This is a genomic window from Clostridium sp. 19966, from assembly GCF_032335695.1.
Classification (GTDB): domain Bacteria; phylum Bacillota; class Clostridia; order Clostridiales; family Clostridiaceae; genus JACTOJ01.
Genome location: NZ_JACTOJ010000002.1, coordinates 225,747 through 248,753, shown reverse-complemented (window position 1 = coordinate 248,753; position 23,007 = coordinate 225,747). Strand labels below are relative to the sequence as shown.

The following is a 23,007-nucleotide window of genomic DNA, read 5'->3' as shown; positions in this document are numbered from 1 at the left end:
TATGGGGCTAATTACAAAGTTTCGATTATATATTTCCAGTATCTAGCCGGCATCATTCTCTTTTGAAGCCTAGGATTTGTTCTTTCCTTTATGACCACGGTCTTGTAATAAGTTCTCCAAAGCACTTCGAATTCATCCCTCTCAGAAAAAAATTCTTTTGCAGCATCCTTTGAAAAAGGGGTAAGTATCCATTCCTTAGTGTCATATAGTACAGCTGATTCCCTTTTTACATCATGAATAATCCACTTTTCATTGGCTAATCTTTCAGAAAAATGAGGCGCAATGAGAGTAAGAATATTATGATCAGGCTCTATAACAGAATAATATATGGAGTTTTGCAACTCTTTAAATCTTACAAATCCGCACATAAGATGAGCTTCATTATTAACTTTTCTGCAAAGTTTAACAACCTGAAGCACTATATCATTATGCAGATGATTATGTATTTCAAAGCCAAGCCTAAAGCCAAGTCTTATGTAATTTAAAAGAAGCATTTCAAAGTTTTCTGCCTCGGATAAATATACTGTGAAAATATTTTTTAAAGCAGCCCTGCCAATCTTTGTTTCTATAGCATTAAATACCTTAGAAGCTTTTTCAATGCAGGTTTCAACATCTATAACAGTTTCGATTAAATTAGGGATAAAGGAAGTTTTTAAGGTTATTTTTATAGGCTTTTTATCACCATAATAACTTTCATATACACAGGTTAAAAAACCATCAAAGCTTCCGTCATATAAATAAACAAAATTCAATGCCATCACCTCAAAATTCACCATGAATACGAGTGAAAAAATCATTTTTCCCTACAATTGCAGGAAGAGAAGGAAAAAATGACAGTTGTTCAAAGCTTTCCTGCTGGCTTATTGTTTTGAATTCTTTGGATTTATCTAAAAGTCTATTTTTAATTAAAGAGTCATCAAAGCTAACATCACCATAATATCGTCCGCTGCACAGGATAAAATATTGTGCTCTTTTTAGCACCACTCCTATTTTTTTTAGGTCTGAAAAGCTTAGTCTATGAACTTTTCTTATGGAAATAATTCTTTGAGCGGAACGCACACCTATTCCAGGCACTCTAAGAAGAGTATTATAAGGAGCTTTATTTATCTCTACAGGAAATTTGTCTATGTTAGTAAGAGCCCAAAAGGTCTTAGGATCAAACTTAGTGTCCAAATTAGGATTTTTATCTGTTAACAGCTCTGAAGCATTAAAACCATAAAATCTTAGGAGCCAATCTGCCTGATATAGCCTGTGTTCCCTTAATAGCGGTGGATGGGCTAGAGCTGGAAGATTTGGGCCTTTTGCTACGGGAACATAAGCTGAATAGTAGACTCTTTTAAGCTTAAATTTATCATACAGGCCTTGAGAAAGGGATAAGATCTTTCTGTCGCTGTCTCCTGTAGCACCTACTATAAGCTGAGTGCTTTGCCCTCCTGGTACAAATAAATTTGAAGGTTTTCCAAAGCTTTTTTCATATTGATTTTCAACTATGCCTCCGTGAATAAGCTGCATTGGCTTTAGAATGCTTTCCTTATTCTTTTGAGGAGCGAGAATTTTTAAGCCTGCAGAGGAAGGAAGTTCTATATTTACGCTCATTCTATCCGCATACATACCTGCAAGCTTTATTAATTTTTCATCTGCTCCCGGAATAGCTTTTACATGTATATATCCGTTGAATTTATGTATGGTTCTTAATTCTTTGATTACTCTTATCAAAAGTTCCATGGTATAATCAGGAGTTTTAAACACTGCAGAACTTAAAAAAAGTCCTTCTATGTAATTTCTTCTGTAAAAATTCATAGTAAGATTGATTACTTCCTCAGGAGTAAAAGCTGCTCTGGGGATATCATTTGTAGCTCTGTTTATGCAGTATGCACAGTTATAAATGCAGTAATTAGTTAGCAATATTTTAAGCAGTGAAATACATCTTCCGTCTGCAGAAAAACTGTGACATATGCCTGCTTCAGCTGCATTACCAAGTCCACCGGCTGTGTTTTTTCTATTGCTTCCGCTGGAGCTGCAGGATACATCATATTTTGCACTATCAGCAAGAATGCGCAGTTTATCTAAAACTTCCAAAATATCACTTCCTTAAATTTCTTTTTGGTATAGATATATTATAGCAAACGTAAGTTCGCCTGTGAATAGAATTTATCATATAAGTTTTAACTCAGTGCAAAAATCAACACTGAGTTAAAAAAGAGCAAATAAAAAATATAGATTAATTATTTACTACCTGCTTATAAGCTTCTAAGGTTTTTGCAGAAGTTTCATTCCAGGATAATTGAGAAGCTCGTAAAAAACCTTTTGATATAAGATTATGTCTAAGTTTGCTATCCTCAAGAACTTTTAACATGGCTTGATAAAGTTCGTAAGGATTATAAGGATCTATAAGCAGTGCACTGTCCATTAATATTTCAGGCAGAGATGTGGTATTGGAAGCTATCACAGGAACCTTGCAGGCCATTGCTTCCACAGGCGGAAGACCAAAACCTTCGTAAAATGAGGGATAAACAAATAATTCGGAGCCACAGTACAAGTATGGCATATGCTCTATAGGGATAAAGCCCGGAAATATAACTAAATTATCAAGATTAAGTTCTTCAGCTTTTTTCTTATATATATCATAGGATATTCCTTTTCTACCGGCTATGACGAGTTTTAATCGATTATCATAGATAGCATTTAATTTTGAAAATGCTTCTATGAGACCTATTATATTTTTTCTTGGGCTAAATCCGCCTACATATAATATATAATCTCCTAATATACCATAGTATTTCTCAAGAATTTTTTTACTTTCTATTTTGTTTCTAGGATTATATATCTTTTCAGGTGCTAAATGAGTGACGTATATTTTTTCCTTTGGAAAGTTAAAATATTTTACGATGTCATCCTTAGAATAATTTGAAACAGTTATAATTCCATCACATTTTGGAATCAGATAAGGAAGCTGCTCAGTAAAAATTTTTAAATAGTTTGGACCAACTGTTTCTGGCATTTTGTATGGTATGATATCATGCAGGGTGATTATCATCTTACAAGTTTTCTCCAAGGGGAGACCTATTCCGTTTTGAGGAACGTGATATATTTCTACTTCATTATCTTGAAGAATATTGGGTATATTTATTTCATTCCAGAAATTTGTACTTGGTCTTTCACTTATATTTCTTACAGAAAAGTTTTTATTAAATTTTATATCTGTATCACAATTTTCTGGCATAAACATAAGAAAATCATCAGAGTTATCCAAATTGTTTATCGAATTTATTATTTGATAAGTATAGTTTCCTATACCTGTACCTCTATACCATTTGGCTGCTCTTCCATCAATGCCGATTTTCATACTGGTTAATCCTTTCGTAATAGTCATAATCCATTATATTAACAGTAAAGCAAAAGTGTTATATAGAATTTGTATTAAATATTAATTATTTAACATATAAATTATATGGGAGGTGATTGGTGGTATGATGAGAGAATTTGAAATAGAAAGACAATTTAATATTAAAATCGAAAGTATCAGACCTAATAAGGGAGTGTATTATTTAAAGACGGATAGCGGGCTAAGGTGCCTTAAGAAAATAAATTATGGAGTTCAAAAGCTGCTGTTTGTTTATGGAGCTAAAGAACATCTCATCAAAAATGGATATACCAATGTGGATAAATATTATCTTAATACGGAAGGATTGCCTTATGCTTTGGTAAATGAAGATATATATACTTTATCCACATGGATAGACGGAAGAGAATGTGATTTTCAAAAAGAAGAAGATTTGGTGGCAGCTTCGGAAAACTTAGCCTTGCTTCACTTGGCATCCAAAGGATATGAGCCTCCTGAAAACAGTAAATTAAAAACTGATTTGGGACGATGGCCGCATCTTATGGAGAAGAGAATTAAATCCTTTGATAAAATGAGGGAGATGGCGCGAAAAAAAACGTCAAAAACTACTTTTGATTTGAAATATATTAAAGAAATTCAATTTTATAAGGATATGGGAAAAAAAGCTCTTGGGGCTCTTGAAGATTCAAAGTATATGGAACTTTGTGAAATATCGGAGCAGGAGAAAAATTTTTGTCATCATGACTATACCTATCATAATATAATTATTGATCAAGAAAACAGAGTGAACATAATTGATTTTGATTATTGCAAAAGAGAAATAAGAACTTATGATATATCTAATTTCATGATAAAGGTACTTAAACGCTGTAAATGGGATATAAAAACCTGCAGGCTCCTTTTGGATGCCTATGATAAGATATATCCTATAAAAGAAGAGGAATATAAGGTATTATACGCTTTTTTGCTTTTTCCTCAAAGGTTTTGGAGACTTTCCAATAGGTTTTATTACAATGAAGTTAATTGGGGACAAAACACATTTACCAAAAAAATTGATGAATTAACGGAAGAACAGGAGATATATTTGAATTTTATAGATGAATTTAGAAAGACATATCTTGAGTAATAGGGGACGGTTCACAAAAATTGATAGTCTTATCAATTTTGTGAGCCGTCCCTATTATTTATTGCACATAAGTATGGAAGATACATATTATGTAATGAGGAAATTTCTTTAATTCAAGCAATATTTGTGGAGATGAGAGGTTGGATATAGGAGATACAGTGGTAAGAAAATCCTATGGAAAGGACATTACCTTTAGAATAATCGATATTAAGGACACAAGAAAGGGTAAGCAGTTTGTTATAAAAGGTTTAAATTTGCGACTTATAGCAGACTCTCCACCAGAAGATTTGGAGCCTGTTAAGGAAAATTATCATAATAGAAATGACGAAGCTTTAAATAAGAAAGTTAATATTGCAATAAAAAAAATATTAAGTTCCAGGCATGATGGATATAGAAATGTAAAAACAAAAGCTAGTAAACATAGTACTACATCTAAAGAATTAATGTTTGGAAGACCTGGAAAGGTTCTTCATATAGATGGAGATTCGGAGTATTTACAAAATTGCTTAAATGCGTATAAGCAATTATCTATAGAGGCTGTTGGTAAAGTTATTCCAGAATACGACCAACCTAAAAAAATATTGGATATAGTTAAAGAGGTTAAACCAGATATAGTAGTGCTCACTGGACATGACAGCATATTAAAGGATGCAAAGGACTATGGTGATCTTAATAACTATAGAAATTCTCAATTTTTTGTTGAGGCAGTGAAGGTGCTCAGAGAATTGCAGGGAAGCTATGATGAATTGGTTATATTTGCAGGAGCGTGCCAATCCTGTTATGAAAAAATATTAGATGCAGGGGCAAACTTTGCCAGTTCCCCAAGCCGCGTTTTAATACATTGTTTAGATCCTGTGTTTGTGTGTGAAAAAGTAGCCTATACTAATATAGAAAATATAGTGCCAATACAAGAAGTGCTGGATAATACTATTACTGGACTTAAAGGCATCGGGGGTATGCAGACTAGAGGAAAGTATAGAGAGGGATATCCGAAATCTCCGTTTTTATAAAAGGATATGTTTTGACTGAAAGCGAGAAATTATCACATCTTCTATAAACCGTGGTAGTTCACCAGCGAGACATGAAAGCTAAAATGTTTTCATGTCTTAAAAAATATAAACTAAAAAGAAGCAGTTAACTTAAAAAGTTTATTAATTACTTTTCATTTAACAAAGGCTTTAACAATTCTTGTATAATATCCGGCTTACCAGCATCATTATAATAATTTATAAGTTTGAGTATTATCATATTAGTGGAAGAGATTGTCTCAGATTTTATTAATTCTAAAATTTCATTTTTAATTTTATTTATCTCTGAAAAATCATCTTCATTTATTAGTATGGATAGAAAGTCGTCCATAGGCTCCAGTATAAGTCCAGTGTTATTGAATTTTTTACACGCATTTATTGATAGTCTATAATATTTTTTAGCTAAATCTATATTTCCTATTATTTTGGACGTTTCACCTATCTGGTTGTATATATTGCATAGATACTCGCTGTCAATGGAATCATTAAAAGCATCTATTAAATAAATTAGCTTGTGCATATAGTTTTTAGTATTTTCTATATCGTTTAAATTTGTATAGATATTCACTATATTGTTTGTAACTAGAGCTATATTTTCGTGGGCTTCACTCTCTTCAGAATCTAATAAGAATTTGTATAATTCTAATGCACTTTTATAAGATTTTTTTCCATTAAAGCAATTAGCCTTTAATACATTAAGCTTAAATTTATTTTGCTTAGTTAAATTTTTAAATCTAGCTTCTATATTATGAATTTCTTTTATGCAATTATCATATTCCTTAAGTTTTTTGTAGGCCAAAGCATTATTAAACCAAGCTTTGTAGGATAAAGATTCAGGAATGATTGCTTTAGGAATCGCTAGTGCCTTATTATTAAAATCTAAGGCTTCTCTATACTTGGATAGAGAAATACAAACTGTACCCATTTTTTGCAGCAGATTAAATAAAACAATATCAGTAAAAAATTTATTGTAATTTTCATAAGCCTTTACATAATAAATGTAGCTCTTATCGTAAATTCTATCTTTTTTGAATATATCAGCGATCTTTTCGTAAATTGTTAATTTTTTCTCGGGTACATCATAAGCTATTAAAAATTCCTCTATTTGCTTAATGATAGTGATGAAATCTTTTGAAGTAGTATATTCAATAGTTCCTAAGCATTCAATGTATATATCAGCTACTTTATTTGCTTGGGTATTTATATCTTCCAATAAATATGATGAAGTTAAATAGAAAGCTATATTTCTCTCACTGCATATATTGTTTACGTTTTCTGCAATAATTTCAGCTACGCTTGGAGTAAGTTTACTTTTTCCATTTTCTATTATGCTTATGAGTTCTCTAGTAATTTCCCCACCCGTTATTTCATATTGTTTTATTTTAAAGTCTTTTCTAATCTTCTTTATTTTTTCCCCTGGTGATAATATTTCATAAAGCATAAATTATATTGCACTCCTTTTGCGGTCATTTCTATATAGTATACAACATAAGTACAGATTTATCACTAAGTTCTAATTTCTGTATGTGCTTTTGTTTTGTAAAATATTTTATTTCTATTGAAAAAGCAATATTGTATGATGTAGTATATGAAGGAAGAGAAAATATTTTTTACTTAACTTAGTATTTAATTATAATTAAATACATTACTAATCTTTCATTATAAGTAATCGTATACTTATGTCTTATGGGAAATAAACAATTGAAAGGAGTAAAATATGTGTAAAAAAAAGGTTTGGTGGAAAGAGAGTGTAGTATATCAAATTTATCCAAGAAGCTTTAAGGATAGTGACGGTGATGGAATGGGAGATTTACGAGGTATAATTGAAAAATTGGACTATCTAAAAAATCTAGGCATTACAATGGTTTGGCTGTCTCCTATATATAAATCTCCAAATGCAGATAATGGTTATGATATTAGTGACTATCAAGATATAATGGATGACTTTGGAACAATGGAAGACTTTGATGAATTGCTTGCTTCCGCTCATGGAAGAGGAATAAAAATCATTATGGATTTAGTGGTTAATCATACTTCTGATGAACATAAATGGTTTATAGAAAGCAAAAAATCAAAGGACAACCCTTACAGAAATTATTATATCTGGAGAGAAGGCAAAGAAGGTGCAGAGCCTAATAATTGGGGTTCCTGGTTTGGAGGAAAGGCTTGGGAATATGATAAAGAAACTAATATGTATTATCTACATATTTTTGCAAAAAAACAGCCTGATTTGAATTGGGACAATCCTAAGGTAAGAGATGAAGTTTTTAAAATGATGACTTGGTGGCTAGATAAGGGTATCGATGGTTTTCGAATGGATGTAATAAGCCTCATATCTAAAGTCAAAGATTTGCCTGATGGAGAAACTCATGGAGGTTTGTATGGAGATTTATCACCTTACTGTATACATGGACCACATGTTCATGAATATCTTAAGGAAATGAATGAAAGAGTACTATCCAGATATGATATAATGACCGTGGGAGAGGCCAGCGGAGTTACTATTGAAGAGGCAAAAAAATACGCTGGATATGCTTCAAAAGAGTTAAATACGGTATTTCAATTTGAACATATGGATCTCACTAACGGAGAATACGGAAAATGGAGCAATAAAAAATTTTCATTAGTGGAGCTTAAAAAGGTTTTTGATAAATGGCAGAAGGGATTGAAGGGAGAGGCGTGGAATTGCTTGTTTTGGAGCAATCATGACCAGCCAAGAGCTGTTTCACGTTTCGGTAACGATACCAAAGAATATAGGGAAATTTCAGCTAAAATGCTAGGCACATGCCTGCATATGCTAAAGGGTACTCCTTATATATATCAAGGTGAAGAATTAGGCATGACAAATGTAAAATTCGATTCTCTAGAGGATTATAGAGATATCGAAACTATAAATGCATATAAAGAAAATGTTGCTGGAAGAGGCATAAAGCCTGAGGTTATGATGGACTATATCTATCACGTAGGCCGAGATAATGCTAGAACTCCTATGCATTGGGATGTAACCCCTAATGCTGGCTTTACCACTGGTGATCCTTGGATAAAGGTAAATGAAAACTATAGTGAAATCAATGCGGAAGCTCAGATAAATGATGAAAATTCTGTATATAACTACTATAAAAAGTTAATCTCCTTAAGGAAAGAGAATGAAATAATAGTGTATGGGGATTATGAATTGCTTTTGCCAGAAGATCCATACATTTATGCTTATACAAGAAGCATGAATAATGAAAATTTATTGATTGTATGCAATTTCTCTGAGAATAAATTAAGTTTTACAATACCTAAAAAATTTCAAGAAAGCAATGGGAAACTTTTAGTATCAAATTACCCGGAAGAAAAAGCATCATCAGTAATAGAATTAAGACCTTACGAAGCAAGAGTATATGAATATAAATTTTAGATTTATTAAAAAACATAGCTTTACTTTTTAGTTTATTCAAATTTTACAAAGGGGGTTTACAAATGGTAAATAAAGAAGGTCAGTGGTGGAGGGAAAGTATAGCTTATCAAATATACCCTAGAAGCTTTTATGACAGCAATGGAGATGGAATCGGAGATATAAGAGGAATAATAGATAAATTAGATTATTTAAAAGATTTAGGCATAAACCTAATATGGATTTGCCCTATATATAAATCTCCTAATGATGATAATGGATACGATATAAGCGATTATAGAAGCATTCAAGAGGAATTTGGAACCATGGAAGATTTTGATGAGCTATTAGAAAAAGCTCATGCTAGAGGTATAAATATCATAATGGATTTAGTTATAAATCATACGTCGGATGAGCATCAATGGTTTATTGAATCAAGGAGCTCTAAGGATAATCCAAAGAGAGACTGGTATATTTGGAAAGATGGAAAGGATGGACTGCCTCCAAACAATTGGGCAAGCATTTTTGGAGGCTCGGCCTGGGAATATGATGAAAAAACTAATCAGTACTATCTTCATGTGTTTAGCCAAAAGATGCCAGATATTAATTGGGAAAATGCAGATGCAAGAAATCATTTATATGACATGATATGCTGGTGGCTAGATAAGGGAATAGACGGTTTCCGTGTTGATGCCATAAGCCATATAAAGAAAAATGATTATTCCGATATGCCTAATCCAGATAATTTGGAGTATGTACAATCCTTTGACAAGCACATGAATCAAAAGGGAATTCAGGAATTTTTATTGGAGCTTAGTGAAAAAACTTTTAAACCCTATAATGTTTTTTCAATTGCAGAAGCAAGCGGAGTTCATTCGGATGAAATGGAAGAATGGATATCAACTAAAAAAGGTAAATTTTCTTGCATATTTCAGTTTGAGCATCAGCATCTTTGGAATATGAATAATGTAGAAAAGCATTCTTTTATTGAATTTAAAGAAGCATTGTCTAAATGGCAGTACGCTACAGAGGAAGATGGATGGATTGCCTTATTTTTAGAGAATCATGATCTAATAAGAAGCATAAATAAATTTGGGGATGCAGATAAGTATTGGAAAGAAAGCGCTAAATGCTTAGCTCTTATGTATTTTATGCAAAAGGGAATACCTTTCATTTATCAAGGACAGGAAATAGGCATGGTAAATGCAGATTATGATTCCGTATATGAATTTAAAGATGCGCCCTCTATATATGTTTATGAGGAAAGAATAACACAAGGGATGGACGAGAAGAAATCTTTGGATATCATGAAGGCCACCACCAGAGATAATTCAAGAACTCCAATGCAGTGGAATAATGATACAAATGGTGGATTTTCTAATGGAATTCCATGGATGAAGGTTAATAAAAATTATAGATATATAAATGCAGAGCAGCAAAAAAAGGATAAGGATTCTATTTTAAGTTTTTATAAGGCTATGATAGGCATAAGAAAAAATCATAAGACCCTCATATATGGAAAATATAAATTGCTGATGGAGGATAGCGAGAGCATATTTGCCTATGAAAGAAAAGATGAAAAAGGAATATATTTAATTGCCTGCAATTTATCCAAGAAAGAGCAAATTTTAGAGGTGCCCTATGATTTATCCCATGGACAGCTGTTACTAAAGAATTATGATAAAATAAATGAAGAAAACCAATATGTGTTAAAACCTTACGAAGCCAGATTATACATGCTTGAATTACAATAGGTTATCAACTACAGAGTAAAATAATATACTAAATAAATTGCCGAGTAGCCATACTATTACAGTAGGCTACTTTTTTTAGTGTATTTAATGTTTTATGTAAAACATTTGCATTTTAAAAAAAATTTATTATATAGTAAACTCCCTAAAGGTGTATATTACGGCGCTGTCAATAGTTTTTCTGCTGAAATATCTAATATAGAAAATAACACCGTGAATAACTATTTTGCTGAGAATTTAAATAATAGGCTATGTTTTAAAAGAATGTTGATAAAGGCATTTTTCGTAATGGCATGGTTTCTTTCAGAACCCATGGGATGAACTCTAAGGGCTACTTTGTTATAATTGACTACCAATTTTAATGCGCCCTCCGTGGCGCTAAAATTGCTTTGCCCGTCCTGGGCAAAATTACGCCAATTATAAGTCGCAATCCCTAAGAGTTCCTAGAACTCAAACGATAATATCAACATTTTAAAACATAGCCTCCCGAACTGAAGGAAGTTTTAAATCAGTGTAAAAATCAACACTGATTTAAAACAGAACCAAATAATAAAAAGGATTCTCCCTTGAATAACAAAGTGCTTTCTATTATTTATGATTACAGTGGAAAGGGAATAAATTTTGATATATTTAACAAAGCGCTTTCCTTGCTTCATAAAAAAGCTACAGCTGAAAATACTTTATATCGTTTAGATGATTTTAATTTTCCAGCTATGAAAGGAACCAACGGTAAACAATTGAAACAAGGTATGCAATATGTGCTTGTAAGCAAGAGCAGAGAAGAAGTTAAAGAGGAAAATTCTAAATAAAGGCTATGGCTTAAGATAATATAAAAATTTTAAAACAAAACTAAACAAGAAATACTTTTTGTACTATTCAAAGAAAATATTGTATAATATACATAATTAATTTAAGTATTGTAAATGGAGTAAATAGGGGGCATATAAATGGCATTAGTAAATGAAAATAATGTATTGGAATTTTATCTTTCTGAAATGGACAAGGACAATATAAACTTTTTGAAAAATAGACCCAAGTTTAAAACAGAAATCAGAAGATATATTTTAAATTTAAAAGAAGCAGAAAATATGCATGAAAAGATAGAAGCTTCTAAAAAGCTTTGGAAACTTCTCTTTGAGTCGGCTATGAGTTATATTGATCCTGATAAAAGGGGATACGATGAACTTTTTAGCTATTTTGATGAATTCGTAAATTTTGAAGAATTGATATTTGCATCAGATTCTTTTTATAGAGATCACACGGTACACTGCCTTTGGGTTTATTTCTTGGGGGAATATATAACTAAAAATAAAGAGTATGGATTTTTGTTTAAGAATCAATATAGAGAATTTGAAGTTATGAAGGAACTAGGAGATGTTTTTTGTAAATTAGGGTTGGAGGACTCTTTAAAAGATTTTATTAGCAGGCTTAAGGAGTTTTATAGACTTATTATACTAGAAGATTCCAAAAGGTGTATAGTATGTCTTACTCATGATTTAGGATACCCTTTAAAAAAAATAAACAAAATTAATAAGTCTATAGGGAATATACTTCCGTATTTTTCTATAAATAATTTTAGTGAATTTAAATTTAACTTTGACATGGTCCAAAAGAATAATATTGATAGCTTTTTACAATTTTTAAGTAATGCGCTAAATATGCAATTTGGAAGTGAAGAGGGTGATGAGGAAGCTGAAAATATAGAAAGAAAGATATTTATTACAGAAAATGGAGTATATAACGGATTAAACAAAGAAAATTTAGAAAAATTAACTGAACAAGAAATAGAAATTGTTAAAAAAAGTTGGATTACAAGGATATATCTTAGCAGAAATACAAATTATTATTTTCGATATTCAAAAGATTTTGAAGAATATCAACATGGAATTATGAGTGCATTTCTGCTTATGAGAACAGTAAAGTCTTTTGCTAATTCTAAGTTGCAATATAGTAATAAGTCGGATATTTCATCAAATGATGTGGATTATTCCTCCTATGGAACAAAACGTGAAATACTTATGACAGTTTCAAATCACACTAGTTCTGCTTATAGAATAAATGATTTAGCAGATGATTCAGCTATTCTTACCTTCATAGACGAGCTTGAGGAATTCTCCAGAATATCTAGGGCAAATCAAAACAGGCAGTATGTAGCTGAATTTTGTAAGACAGACATATATGTAGAAAATGAAGTGTTCTGCATAGATTTTATTTTCGATAATGAAGAATTGGACAACCTAGATCCTGAAAAGGCTTTTAAAGGGCGCTGCAAGAGATTTTTAACCTTATTTGATATACCTAATCTCAGTGATAATCTAAAATTAAGGTTAAGATGTATAGGAAAGCTTTCCTATGATACAAATGTATATTCCTTAGAAATAGGGAAAAAGTATGCTAAGATAAGCATAAATGATGAGGAAAAGGATATTCCAAAGTATCTAAAAGGCAGACAATTTTATACTAGAGAAGAATATGAAAATCTATAGAAGGCTGAAATCACTAAAGGAGTAAGAGTAAATATTTAAGGGAGAATAATTTAGGCGGAAATTGGTCACTAGGGAGGCGAATTTTAACCTAAATATTCACCCTTATCTGTTGCTTATTACTTTTTTTTATGTAGCATTTTTAACAAAAATATAGTTGACTAATCAACTATATAATGATAAGCTATTTAAGAAATAATAATTATAACCTATGTGGAAGGTACTGCATATGAACAAAAAGCGAGACTCTCTTATAAAATTAAACAGCAATATTTACAGATGCACTCAAGCCTATTTAGATCAGAAACTTATTAAATATGAGCTGACTATAGGAACTTATCCATACTTAATGGTATTAAATCGTGAGCCAGGCATTAGTCAAAATGATATAAGCAGAGAACTAAATATTGATAAAGCCATGTCTGCAAGGTCAATTAAAAAACTTATAGAGCTTGGGTACATAATAAAAGAGGAAAATGAAGAAGACGTAAGAGCTTATAAGCTATATATCACGGAAAAGGCAAAAATAATAATACCAGACATAAGAAAAATAATATTTGAATGGATAGACATTTTAGTGGAAGGCTATAGTGATGAAGAGGTAGAAATAATAATAGGATTTTTAGAGAGAGTTTTAGTAAATGGTAAAAATTATAGGAAAAAACAATGTGAAAGGATGAAGAAAGGTTGAACAAAACAGATAGTAATGCATATAAAAATAGATGGATAATGCTTATAACCATAGTGCTTGCAACATTTATGGCAACTTTAGATGGAAGTATTGTAAATGTAGCTTTGCCTAACATGGCAAATAACCTTAAGGTAAGCATGGCATCTATTGAATGGGTTGTAACTAGCTTTCTTATTACTATAGCTGCTACTATATTAATATTTGGAAGACTAGGTGATATATTAGGGAAGGTAAAAATATTTAGAATTGGAGTGCTCATATTTACTCTTGGTTCGTTTTTGTGCGGACTTACACATTCTCTAGTGGTGCTTGTAATAGCTAGAGTCATACAAGCTATTGGTGCTGCTGCTACTATGGGTACAAATCAAGGTATAATTACTCAGGTGTTTCCAAGCAATGAAAGAGGAAGAGCTCTTGGAGTTTTAGGAACCTTTGTAGCTTTAGGTGCTATGGCAGGTCCTCCACTTGGTGGATTTATAGTTTCAGCAGTAGGCTGGGAATATATATTCCTGGTAAATGTTCCTGTTGGAATAGCAGTATTTATACTTACCTTAAAAGTATTCCCTAGAGCTAAAACTGAAGCCAAAGAAAAGCTGGATGGAAAGGGTGCAATCTTGTTTACTATTGCCATTGTGCTTTTGTTTGGAGCTTTAGTTCAAGGACAAAATACAGGCTACAATAATGCTATGATAATTTCAGCCTTTATAATATCTGCTGCAGCTTTTGTAATCTTTGTTATAGCAGAAAGTAAAATAGATACTCCTCTGCTTCAGCTTAGCATATTTAAAAGCAGTTTATTTAATATAAGCATAATATGTGCACTTACATCTTTTATAGCTATAAGCGCATCAAATATAATACTGCCCTTTTATTTTCAGGATGTACTAAAATTTTCAGCCTCTAAGACAGGCTTATTTATGATGATATCACCGCTAGTGTTATCTGTTGTAGCACCTTTTAGTGGATATATGTCAGATAGAATTGGATCTGAAATATTGACTTTCTTTGGATTATTGATTACTAGCATGGGATTATTTTTAATATCCAGCCTTAATCAAAATTCTTCTGCAGAAATGTTGGTTATGTATATAGTTATTATGACCATAGGAAATGGTATGTTCCAATCACCTAATAACTCTTTAGTAATGTCTACAGTATCTAAGGATAAATTAGGAATTGCAGGGAGTGTAAATGCTCTTATAAGAAACTTAGGAATGGTTTTGGGAACTGCTCTTGCCACTCTTATATTATATAACAGAATGAGTCACAAAATAGGATATAGGGTAGTAGATTATGTAAAGGGCAGAGATGACGTGTTTGTATATGGTATGAGATATGTTTATATCTTTGCAGGCTTAAGCTGTATAATAGGTGCTGCAATGACTGCTGTAAGGCTATATCGTAGTAAAAAAAACAAAGATAGCAAGGCTAAGGTAGCTTAAGGATTATTTTTTCTTTGGATTCATGTAAGGAAATTTTATATTAAGAGCTGCCAAATTAAAATTAATAATATCAGGGGTGGTGTAGGAATTATTGCCAAAAAATAATCCTGGCTGCCCCTCAAGTCTATTTAAAACAAAAAGTATATAATAATTAAGAGGGGTTATTGGTATATTTTTTGTATAAAGGGACACTATAGAGTAGCTGTTTGAAATTATTAGTGATAAGTAAGGAATAAAATTAGCTTTAAGTTCAAGATTGCTTTTTAATGTATCATGAATAAATTTATTAGTACTTTTATCTGAATGAATTTCTAGGTGCTCATCATATTTAATTTTTTTAAGCTGTATTTCGTTTATAAATAAACCTATTATATAGTTATAAAGGCTGATTTGCAAATTGGTATAAACTTGAATAGAATTGCTATTTTGAGTAGAATTTAAAGGGTTAGTGGCTATGAAGCAGTACAATGAATTATAATTTCTATATATATAAGTGTTATCTTTCACTAAAGGATTGGCATTATTTAAAAAGTTAGCACAAGGAGGAAGAATAGCATTTTCATAAGTATTGCAAATATTTTTACGTTTTTTCATTAACCCTCACCGCTTTTCTATATCATAAGGTTATTTATACATTACATTCTATGAAAAAATGCCGAAGTTTGATTATATAATTAAACTTCGGCATTTAAACTATTTTAAATTATTCTAAGTTTCCTTTTTTCTTTCTAAAAATTAGTATTCCGCCCAGTATAATCAATATTACTCCTGCAGCTCCTAAAACTTTATCATCAATGATAGCTCCTGTTTTAGGTAGTGAAGAGCTGCCTGAAGCTGAGGCTTGTGCACTTATATTTTGAGTGTTATTGTTATTTCCGGTATTTGTTGTAGTATCTGTTGAAGTTGATGCTTTAACATCATTGGTTGATAATACATATTCTGAGCAATGTACTATTTGAATTACTGCCCATCCATCACTGTCAACATTGATAGCATTGCTAAGCTTTTCTAAAGATTTTGTTGAAGGATTGTAATAGAACAAGTATAATCCTTTTTTGTTAGCATAATCGCTTCCTAAAAGTAATTTAACTGTAGCTTTTCCTGGAAGAACTCCATTATCAGCAAATTTAATAAGTATTGAATTATCATCTTCTAATTTATTTAAAATATCCTTGGCATCTTCAGATGTAGAAGAATCAATTTTACTTATAGAAGTTGTTAAATCAATATTTTTTGCGGTTTCGCTAATATCTTTTCCACTAAAGGACCATTCAGCATTATTTTGTTTAAACACTATGGTTTTGTCTTCACCGCTTATTGCTGAAAATATTGAAGAATCTACTATAGGATTACTTTCAGAATTTACATTTATAGTTGTACCGCTATTTGAATTAGCTATGGCGCTTTGAATATCACCAGGAGAATTAGTTATCTCAACAGCTGAATTGTAAGTAACTTTTACTGTACAAGTATCTTTAAAAGCACCATCTAGAGTTTCAATAGTTATTGCCGCATTACCAAGGCCTACAGCCTTTACGTTTCCTTCAGCATCTACGGTTGCCACATCTGTATTGCTAGATGTCCATTTTACATCCTTATTATCAGCATTAGCTGGAAAAATGTTGTAGGAAAGCTTATGAGAATCTCCTGAAAGCATTTCTATACTATTTTCGTCTAATTTAACTGAGGATACGTGAAGAATATCTCTTGTCAAAGTGATTGTATAATTTTTTGTTGAGCCATCTTCAGCAGTAACTACTATCGAAATAGTATTATTGCCTACAGCAATGTTATCTACCGATGCTTTTCCGTCTACTACGGCTTTGCCATTTATAGTTGCAGTAGCTTTTGAATCTTCAGCAGCTATAGATATATTTGCAGTGTTTATGCTGTTATCTATTTCAGCAGTATATTCAGTAACTGCAGAGCTAAATGCAGGAGATAAAGTAATATTATTTTCTCCAGATGCTAGAGAGAGTGATTTTAAATTAGCATTGCTTGATTTAGGAACTGAAATAGCTGTAGTTTGGCCATCTGAAACTGAATATGTACCAGATAAATCTGACTGTTTTATGCCTTGAGAATTATACAAACTCAAATTTATATTGGAACCTGTTATGCAGGCTATTTTTACATTTTTGCTATCATCAACTTGAGCTGTTCCTATTATATCGCTTCCCTGAGTTGCTACAGCAATGTCACCTGAATTTGCATCAACAGAACCTGAGATATATCCATATCCGCTGGAAATTCCAGTTACCTTTTGAGTATCACCGTTTGTGGAGCCGTCCTTTATTCTTATGCTTATATTTTGACCTGTTGCATCAGTAGGAAGCTGGGCAATCTTGGCTGTCACAGTTGTTGGAGTAGAACCCGTAATTCCAGTGTATCCTTTTTGAGACCAAGTATCATTTGTCTTATCATATATTTGAGCTACTTGAGTACCATTTTGAGCACCTGAATTGATATAGGCACCTAATTTTAAACTAGAGCCAGTACCAGTGATATTTATAGCAAAAGGTTCATTTAAATACACATATTTAGGATATATGGATAATTTGTAAGCAGTATTTTGTGTAGCTGCATATGGCGCTCCATAAGATCCAGCAGCCCAGGTATCTGTATTCCATGGATCATATCCGCCAGAAGGCTGAGACCAAGGATTACCATTGTCAGGGTCAGATTTTTCTACATCTGCCATAGGTACGGGAGTATTTCCGTATATATCTTTAGGGTGACCAGTGCTTCCGAAGCCAACATAGCTTTGAGAAGAATCCGCAAGCCAATTAACTATGTTAATTGAAAGTTTAGCAGCATTACCAAGGTCTGTCCATCCATTATAGCCAGTTTTAGATTTTCCGTTAGTTGCGTTTAAATATTTAGAAGTGGAATCTTCAACGGGAGAAGAATCACCTAAAAATGCAGCTCTGCCATTACTTGGCTTGGATATAGCAACAAAAGCTCCTTCTTTTTCCCCTCCGAAATATATGCTTTTTCCTCCATGAGAGTTTTCTACTCCGGAACTCCAAGGCACCAGGCTGTCGCTGTCATGGAAATATACTATTCCTTTAGCTTTGCTGGAATCTGTAATTGAAATAGTTGACCCAGCGGCCATTAGTATTTTTTGTCCAACAACGCCATCAGTCAAGCCTTCAGTTTCGTTAGCAGGTCTTATATCAGTAGGACCTGATTGTCCATTTTGTGGGTTTGAATCGCCAGCGTTAAATCTGAAACGAACTCCAAAGTTCTCAGATAGCCATCCTTTAGATGCATCATCAGGGTTTCTTAAGTCACCATACACGCCACCCATATTGTAGCTGCCATTGGTACATCTATTGTATCCATCATATACTTCTGTGGAGTCCCAAGTGTTTAAATCTCTATCACCGTTATAGTGATCTCCTATGAAGTAAACTCCTTTTCCAGCATCAACAAATTTTTTTAATGCGGCATATTCAGATTTTCTCATAGGTCTGTTTGATTCTGCAGTTATAAATACGTCAGCATCCTTTATAGCATCATATGTAATTATTGCTTCGTTCTTATCTTCAGCAGTACCTTCTTCATCTGCAGGTAAATTTCTATCATCATAAAATCTTATAGCGCCATCGCCATTTTTATCTACACCTCTATATTCTTCCACGGTATAGCCTTCATTTACTAAGGCGTCAGCGAAGTCAGAGAAACCTCCGTCAATAACCCAATCAGCTTGCCCCGCAGTGTTGTCATGAGTGTTATCAAATAGAACTAATTTGTGATTATTTTTTGCACCTGCCTTTGGTGATTTTACTGGAATAGTGTTGTTCCAAGTATAAGCTTTGGCTGCAGCTTTAGTACTAATTACAGTTTTTCCTATTTTGGGTAAGCTAAAGCCAGAAAATTCGATAGATAAAATAACTAAAAAGCTAAAAGCTATCTTACCAATCCCGTGTTTTTTAATAGACATAAAACATCATCCTCCTAAAAATAAAGCTCAATAATAAATTCTAATGCAGTAAAATATTAAAAAAAACATCAATTAAATTAATAATTGTTAAAATATCTTAATACATTTATAGCCTTGATAATTATATATATAATTTTAATTAAGAGTACGTTTTAAAAGTAATTGTATTAAAAATTGTATTTTTTACAAATTTAAACTGCATATATAGTAAATTTACCAATAATTAATGTAAATTTTTTATTATAATGAAATGTATGGAATTATATAAAAAAATATAAATGCTAAATTATTAACAAAAAAATCGTAATAACGAATAATTATTTAAAATCGTGCAATAATATACTTGTTTACAGAGTAAACACAGAATGTTTACATAAAGTTAACATTGACAAATATGTTTGTTAAGTGATAAAATAGTATATTTATTTGACAAATTATAAGTTGTTAGCTATAATATAATTGTGGAAAGAGGGTGTTTCTATGGAAAAATTAAATAAACTTGCTTCCATAAAAAAGGACATAGAAGATCATGTTGGGGAAGCAGTTACATTGAAGGCAAATGGTGGCAGAAGAAAAGTTCTTATTAATAAGGGCTTTATTGAAAAAACGTACCCTAGCATATTTGTTATCAGATTGGATAATGACACCCACAGGACAGTGACTTACAGTTATAGTGATGTACTTACTAAGACAGTTCAATTAGTTTATGTATAACGTACATAAATATCCAAAAGATCATCTTGATATATAACAAGGTGATCTTTATTTTTTTACCTGTAGTATACAATATTTTGAAATAATTATTTTTTATACCAGGAATTTTGTAATATAGGAAGTTTAATGATATATATAATATAATCATAACATTAATAGTAAATTTAAATTATTACATAAAAAAAGAAAGATGGTGGGTATCCATCTTTCAACTATGGTATAAAAGGGTATTGAGAATTTATGAGAGGTTATATGGTCAATAACCATATACTATGATACGTCAAACTTTGTCGTCTGTCAATATAAAATTAAAAATTATAGCAATATTATGCATGAATATTGCAGGATTATACGATTGAAATCGCCTCTTTTAAGAGGCGATTTCTACATAAGCTCTTAACTCTTAATTTATTACTTATAATTTGTAAATCACAAATCGAAGCTTTAAATCAGTATAAAAATCAACATTAATTTAAAATAGATTCTAAAAATAAAAAAATAAGTAATATTTTCAGTAAATGGAATATATATTATCAGTAGATATTATAGGGAGGTATAATAGTATGGCTGCTTTTGATTTAATAAAAGAAAGTATAGAATATGAACAATTGCTTGAAGAAAATTTTACTGATACCATGGTAAAAGGGGAATATCTCATACCTGATACTCATCCAGATGTGGCAGAAATACTTATGGTAGAGGTTAAACCCTACATAGTTACAAGAGAAACTATGCAGGACAAGGTATATGTAGAAGGACAAATTTTCTATAATGTAATCTATCTTGCAAAAGAAGAAGAAACAATGGGAGTATATAATGTTACCTATACGGATAAGTTTTCAAATTATGTGGACATAAAAGGTGCGGAGCATAAAATGTTATGTGAAAGCGAATGTTATATAGAGCATATGGACTCTAACATAATAAATGAAAGAAAAGTTGGAATAAGCGGAATAATAAAGCTTAAATCAGCGGTATATAAAAATTATGAATTTGAAATTGTAAAGGGTATTGGCAGGGATGATGAAATACAGCTTCTTAAGCATGAAGCATTAGTAGATAAGCTTCTTGGATCCTCAACTGACGAGATTATAATGAAAACCCAGCTTCTGGTTCCAGAAAGCAAACCTAAAATAGGAAATGTAATTAAGTGCGATATAAGGCTTCACAAAAAAGATGTGAGAATTATGGAGAGTAGGGCACAGCTTTCAGCTTTTGCTTTCGTAAATGTTCTTTATAGAGCAGAGGAAAGTCAGGAATTGGTGCTGCTTTCAGATGATGTATTCATAAGCAAAGAGGTGGAGATTTATGGTATAGATAGTTCTATGTATGCATCATATGATTTTCAGGTTGATAAGAGCGAATACAGCATTAAGCAAGATGATTTTGGAGAAAATAAAATAGTAGATATAGAATCTATTGTTAATACAAATCTAAAAGTTTTGTACAAAGAAAGCGTGGATATGATAGAGGATGCATATTCACCTAGGATTATGATGAATATGGTAAGACAAAACTATAACCTTAACGTTATGAAAGGGGCAGCAAAGGTAGAGGTTATAGTTAAAGATAATATTGATGCGTCAAGAAATTCTCCAGCTTTAGAAGTAATAATGACCGATGGAGATGTGGTGATTACAGATAAAAAATTGGTGGAAAATAAAATTGTTATTGATGGAATAGTTAATGTTAATGTACTGTATAAAACTAATGCGTCAGACAAAACTGTAGCGCAGGTTACTGAAGAACTGCCTTTTAACTGCAGCGCAGATATAGAAGGAGTTAAAATTGATATGGAGAGCTTTGCTAAAGCAAACTTGGAAAGCATAGAAGCTTCTATTGAGGCTGGTACCATAGCTGTTAAGGCGTTGGTAACCGTAGATGCTAAAGCTCACTACATTGAAAATAAGGATTTCTTGGTAGATATAGTAGAGTCAGAAGATGAAATTCCTGCTAAGAAGGCAAGTATTACAATATATATAGTTCAGCCTGGAGATTCTCTGTGGAAAATAGCTAAAAAATATTGTACAACAATAGATGAAATAGTGAGAATGAATGGTGTAGAAAATCCGGATAAGGTATATCCAGGAGAAAAGTTATTAATTCCAGGAAGAGCAGTTGTGTAATATTAAGTTTTAGGATAGTGCAGATAATTGTAAAAAATATATTTTTAGAAAGTAAGTTACAGAAAAATCCTCGAAATTATTTTGAGGGTTTTTTTGTATATTAATTAAATCATTTGGAAAAAATAAAAAACATATATTGTGAGGTGGTGATTATTTGAAGGATAGCGATAATATCTCATTAATAATAATAGGGGGAGCAGAGGATAAAAATGGTCATAAAGAAATACTCAAGAAGGTGGCTGAAAATGTAGAAAGCAAAGGAAAACTTGTAATAGCTACAGTAGCAACTGAATCGCCTAAAGAAGTTGGAGAGATTTATAAAAATTTATTTCAGAATTTAGGATTGGTGAATATAAGCATTTTAAATATTGAAAATCGTCAAGATGGATATTCCATTGATAATGTAAATATGATAGAACATGCATCTTTAATATTTTTCACAGGAGGAGATCAATTAAGAATAACTAGCATGCTAGGCGGTACTCCTCTATATCAAAAGTTATTAGAAAATCATGCTAACGGGGGAATCATTGTAGGTACTTCGGCAGGTGCTTCTGTAATGAGCGATACTATGATTATACAGGGACCTGATGATGATTCTCCTAAAAAGTGTACTCTTAAAATGGCTCCTGGGTTAGGAGTTATAAATGGGGTGCTTATTGATCAGCACTTTGCTCAGAGGGGAAGACTCGGAAGACTTATGGTAGGAGTGGCCGAAAATCCTCAAAGCTTAGGAATAGGTATAGATGAAGATACTGCCATAGTAGTAAATAGAAGCGGCGAGTTTCAGGTTATAGGTTCTGGAGCTGTGTATATTATAGATGGAAGCACCATATCAAAAAGTAATGTTTCGGAGCAATATCCTAATGAAATATTATCTATATTCAATATAAAATTACATGTATTAAAAGCTGGTAACACTTTTGATTTGAAAAACAGAATACCTTATTAATAGGTGGATATAAGAAAGGATGAAAA

17 protein-coding genes are annotated in these 23,007 nt (G+C 31.8%); 11 read left to right on the top strand and 6 right to left on the bottom strand.

The genetic code is table 11. The features are described from left to right. Window positions 1-11: 11 nt before the first annotated feature. The 3 genes from IAI10_RS03030 to IAI10_RS03020 form a co-directional block, all read right to left on the bottom strand. Window positions 12-752, bottom strand: coding sequence for a TIGR03915 family putative DNA repair protein (locus IAI10_RS03030; RefSeq protein ID WP_315671817.1), 741 nt, complete (start codon window positions 750-752; stop codon window positions 12-14). A 10-nt stretch (window positions 753-762) separates the two neighbouring features. Continuing rightward, the gene (locus IAI10_RS03025) at window positions 763-2,079 is read right to left on the bottom strand and encodes a putative DNA modification/repair radical SAM protein (RefSeq protein ID WP_315671816.1); all 1,317 of its coding nucleotides are present in this window, start codon (window positions 2,077-2,079) and stop codon (window positions 763-765) included. A 142-nt stretch (window positions 2,080-2,221) separates the two neighbouring features. Further along, window positions 2,222-3,346: a glycosyltransferase family 1 protein gene (locus tag IAI10_RS03020; protein ID WP_315671815.1), complete on the bottom strand. Its 1,125-nt coding sequence runs from the start codon at window positions 3,344-3,346 to the stop codon at window positions 2,222-2,224. 124 nt (window positions 3,347-3,470) lie between these two features. Here IAI10_RS03020 and IAI10_RS03015 point away from each other — a divergent pair, with 124 nt between their 5' ends. Together IAI10_RS03015 and yabG are read left to right on the top strand one after the other, a co-directional pair. Further along, window positions 3,471-4,469: a CotS family spore coat protein gene (locus IAI10_RS03015; protein ID WP_315671814.1), complete on the top strand. Its 999-nt coding sequence runs from the start codon at window positions 3,471-3,473 to the stop codon at window positions 4,467-4,469. A 140-nt stretch (window positions 4,470-4,609) separates the two neighbouring features. Continuing rightward, window positions 4,610-5,479 carry a sporulation peptidase YabG gene (yabG, locus tag IAI10_RS03010; protein ID WP_315671813.1) on the top strand — a complete coding sequence of 290 codons (870 nt, stop codon included), beginning with the start codon at window positions 4,610-4,612 and terminating at the stop codon, window positions 5,477-5,479. Window positions 5,480-5,624: 145 nt separating this feature from the next. Here yabG and IAI10_RS03005 read toward each other — a convergent pair whose 3' ends face one another. Next, complete coding sequence (locus IAI10_RS03005) at window positions 5,625-6,938, bottom strand: helix-turn-helix transcriptional regulator (protein ID WP_315671812.1); 1,314 nt, start codon at window positions 6,936-6,938, stop codon at window positions 5,625-5,627. A gap of 276 nt (window positions 6,939-7,214) precedes the next feature. Between IAI10_RS03005 and IAI10_RS03000 the strand changes: the two genes are divergently transcribed. From IAI10_RS03000 to IAI10_RS02975, 6 genes are all read left to right on the top strand, one after another. Beyond that, window positions 7,215-8,900 (top strand): alpha-glucosidase, encoded by a 1,686-nt coding sequence (locus IAI10_RS03000; RefSeq protein ID WP_315671811.1) that lies wholly within the window; start codon window positions 7,215-7,217, stop codon window positions 8,898-8,900. 62 nt (window positions 8,901-8,962) lie between these two features. Further along, entirely contained in the window at window positions 8,963-10,630 is a 1,668-nt protein-coding gene (locus tag IAI10_RS02995; protein WP_315671810.1) for an alpha-glucosidase, read from the top strand. A 563-nt stretch (window positions 10,631-11,193) separates the two neighbouring features. After that, window positions 11,194-11,436, top strand: a complete 243-nt coding sequence (locus tag IAI10_RS02990; RefSeq protein WP_315671809.1) for a hypothetical protein — start codon at window positions 11,194-11,196, stop codon at window positions 11,434-11,436. Window positions 11,437-11,574: 138 nt separating this feature from the next. Continuing rightward, window positions 11,575-13,113: a hypothetical protein gene (locus IAI10_RS02985; protein ID WP_315671808.1), complete on the top strand. Its 1,539-nt coding sequence runs from the start codon at window positions 11,575-11,577 to the stop codon at window positions 13,111-13,113. 226 nt (window positions 13,114-13,339) lie between these two features. Continuing rightward, entirely contained in the window at window positions 13,340-13,801 is a 462-nt protein-coding gene (locus IAI10_RS02980; RefSeq protein ID WP_315671807.1) for a MarR family winged helix-turn-helix transcriptional regulator, read from the top strand. Beyond that, window positions 13,798-15,243: an MFS transporter gene (locus IAI10_RS02975; RefSeq protein WP_315671806.1), complete on the top strand. Its 1,446-nt coding sequence runs from the start codon at window positions 13,798-13,800 to the stop codon at window positions 15,241-15,243. The genes IAI10_RS02980 and IAI10_RS02975 overlap by 4 nt, the downstream gene beginning before the upstream one ends. A 3-nt stretch (window positions 15,244-15,246) precedes the next feature. On the opposite strand, the gene IAI10_RS02970 is transcribed toward IAI10_RS02975, so the two are convergent. Both IAI10_RS02970 and IAI10_RS02965 read right to left on the bottom strand, forming a co-directional pair. Beyond that, the gene (locus tag IAI10_RS02970; protein WP_315671805.1) at window positions 15,247-15,837 is read right to left on the bottom strand and encodes a hypothetical protein; all 591 of its coding nucleotides are present in this window, start codon (window positions 15,835-15,837) and stop codon (window positions 15,247-15,249) included. Window positions 15,838-15,946: 109 nt separating this feature from the next. Continuing rightward, window positions 15,947-19,189 carry a cadherin-like beta sandwich domain-containing protein gene (locus IAI10_RS02965; RefSeq protein WP_315671804.1) on the bottom strand — a complete coding sequence of 1,081 codons (3,243 nt, stop codon included), beginning with the start codon at window positions 19,187-19,189 and terminating at the stop codon, window positions 15,947-15,949. A 480-nt stretch (window positions 19,190-19,669) separates the two neighbouring features. On the opposite strand from IAI10_RS02965, the gene IAI10_RS02960 reads away from it, so the two are divergent. The 3 genes from IAI10_RS02960 (at window position 19,670) to IAI10_RS02950 (ending at window position 22,981) form a co-directional block, all read left to right on the top strand. Then, complete coding sequence (locus IAI10_RS02960) at window positions 19,670-19,903, top strand: Veg family protein (RefSeq protein ID WP_315671803.1); 234 nt, start codon at window positions 19,670-19,672, stop codon at window positions 19,901-19,903. Window positions 19,904-20,466: 563 nt separating this feature from the next. Beyond that, window positions 20,467-22,029 carry an SPOCS domain-containing protein gene (locus tag IAI10_RS02955; protein ID WP_315671802.1) on the top strand — a complete coding sequence of 521 codons (1,563 nt, stop codon included), beginning with the start codon at window positions 20,467-20,469 and terminating at the stop codon, window positions 22,027-22,029. A 154-nt stretch (window positions 22,030-22,183) separates the two neighbouring features. Continuing rightward, entirely contained in the window at window positions 22,184-22,981 is a 798-nt protein-coding gene (locus IAI10_RS02950) for a cyanophycinase (RefSeq protein ID WP_315671801.1), read from the top strand. Window positions 22,982-23,007 lie beyond the last annotated feature (26 nt).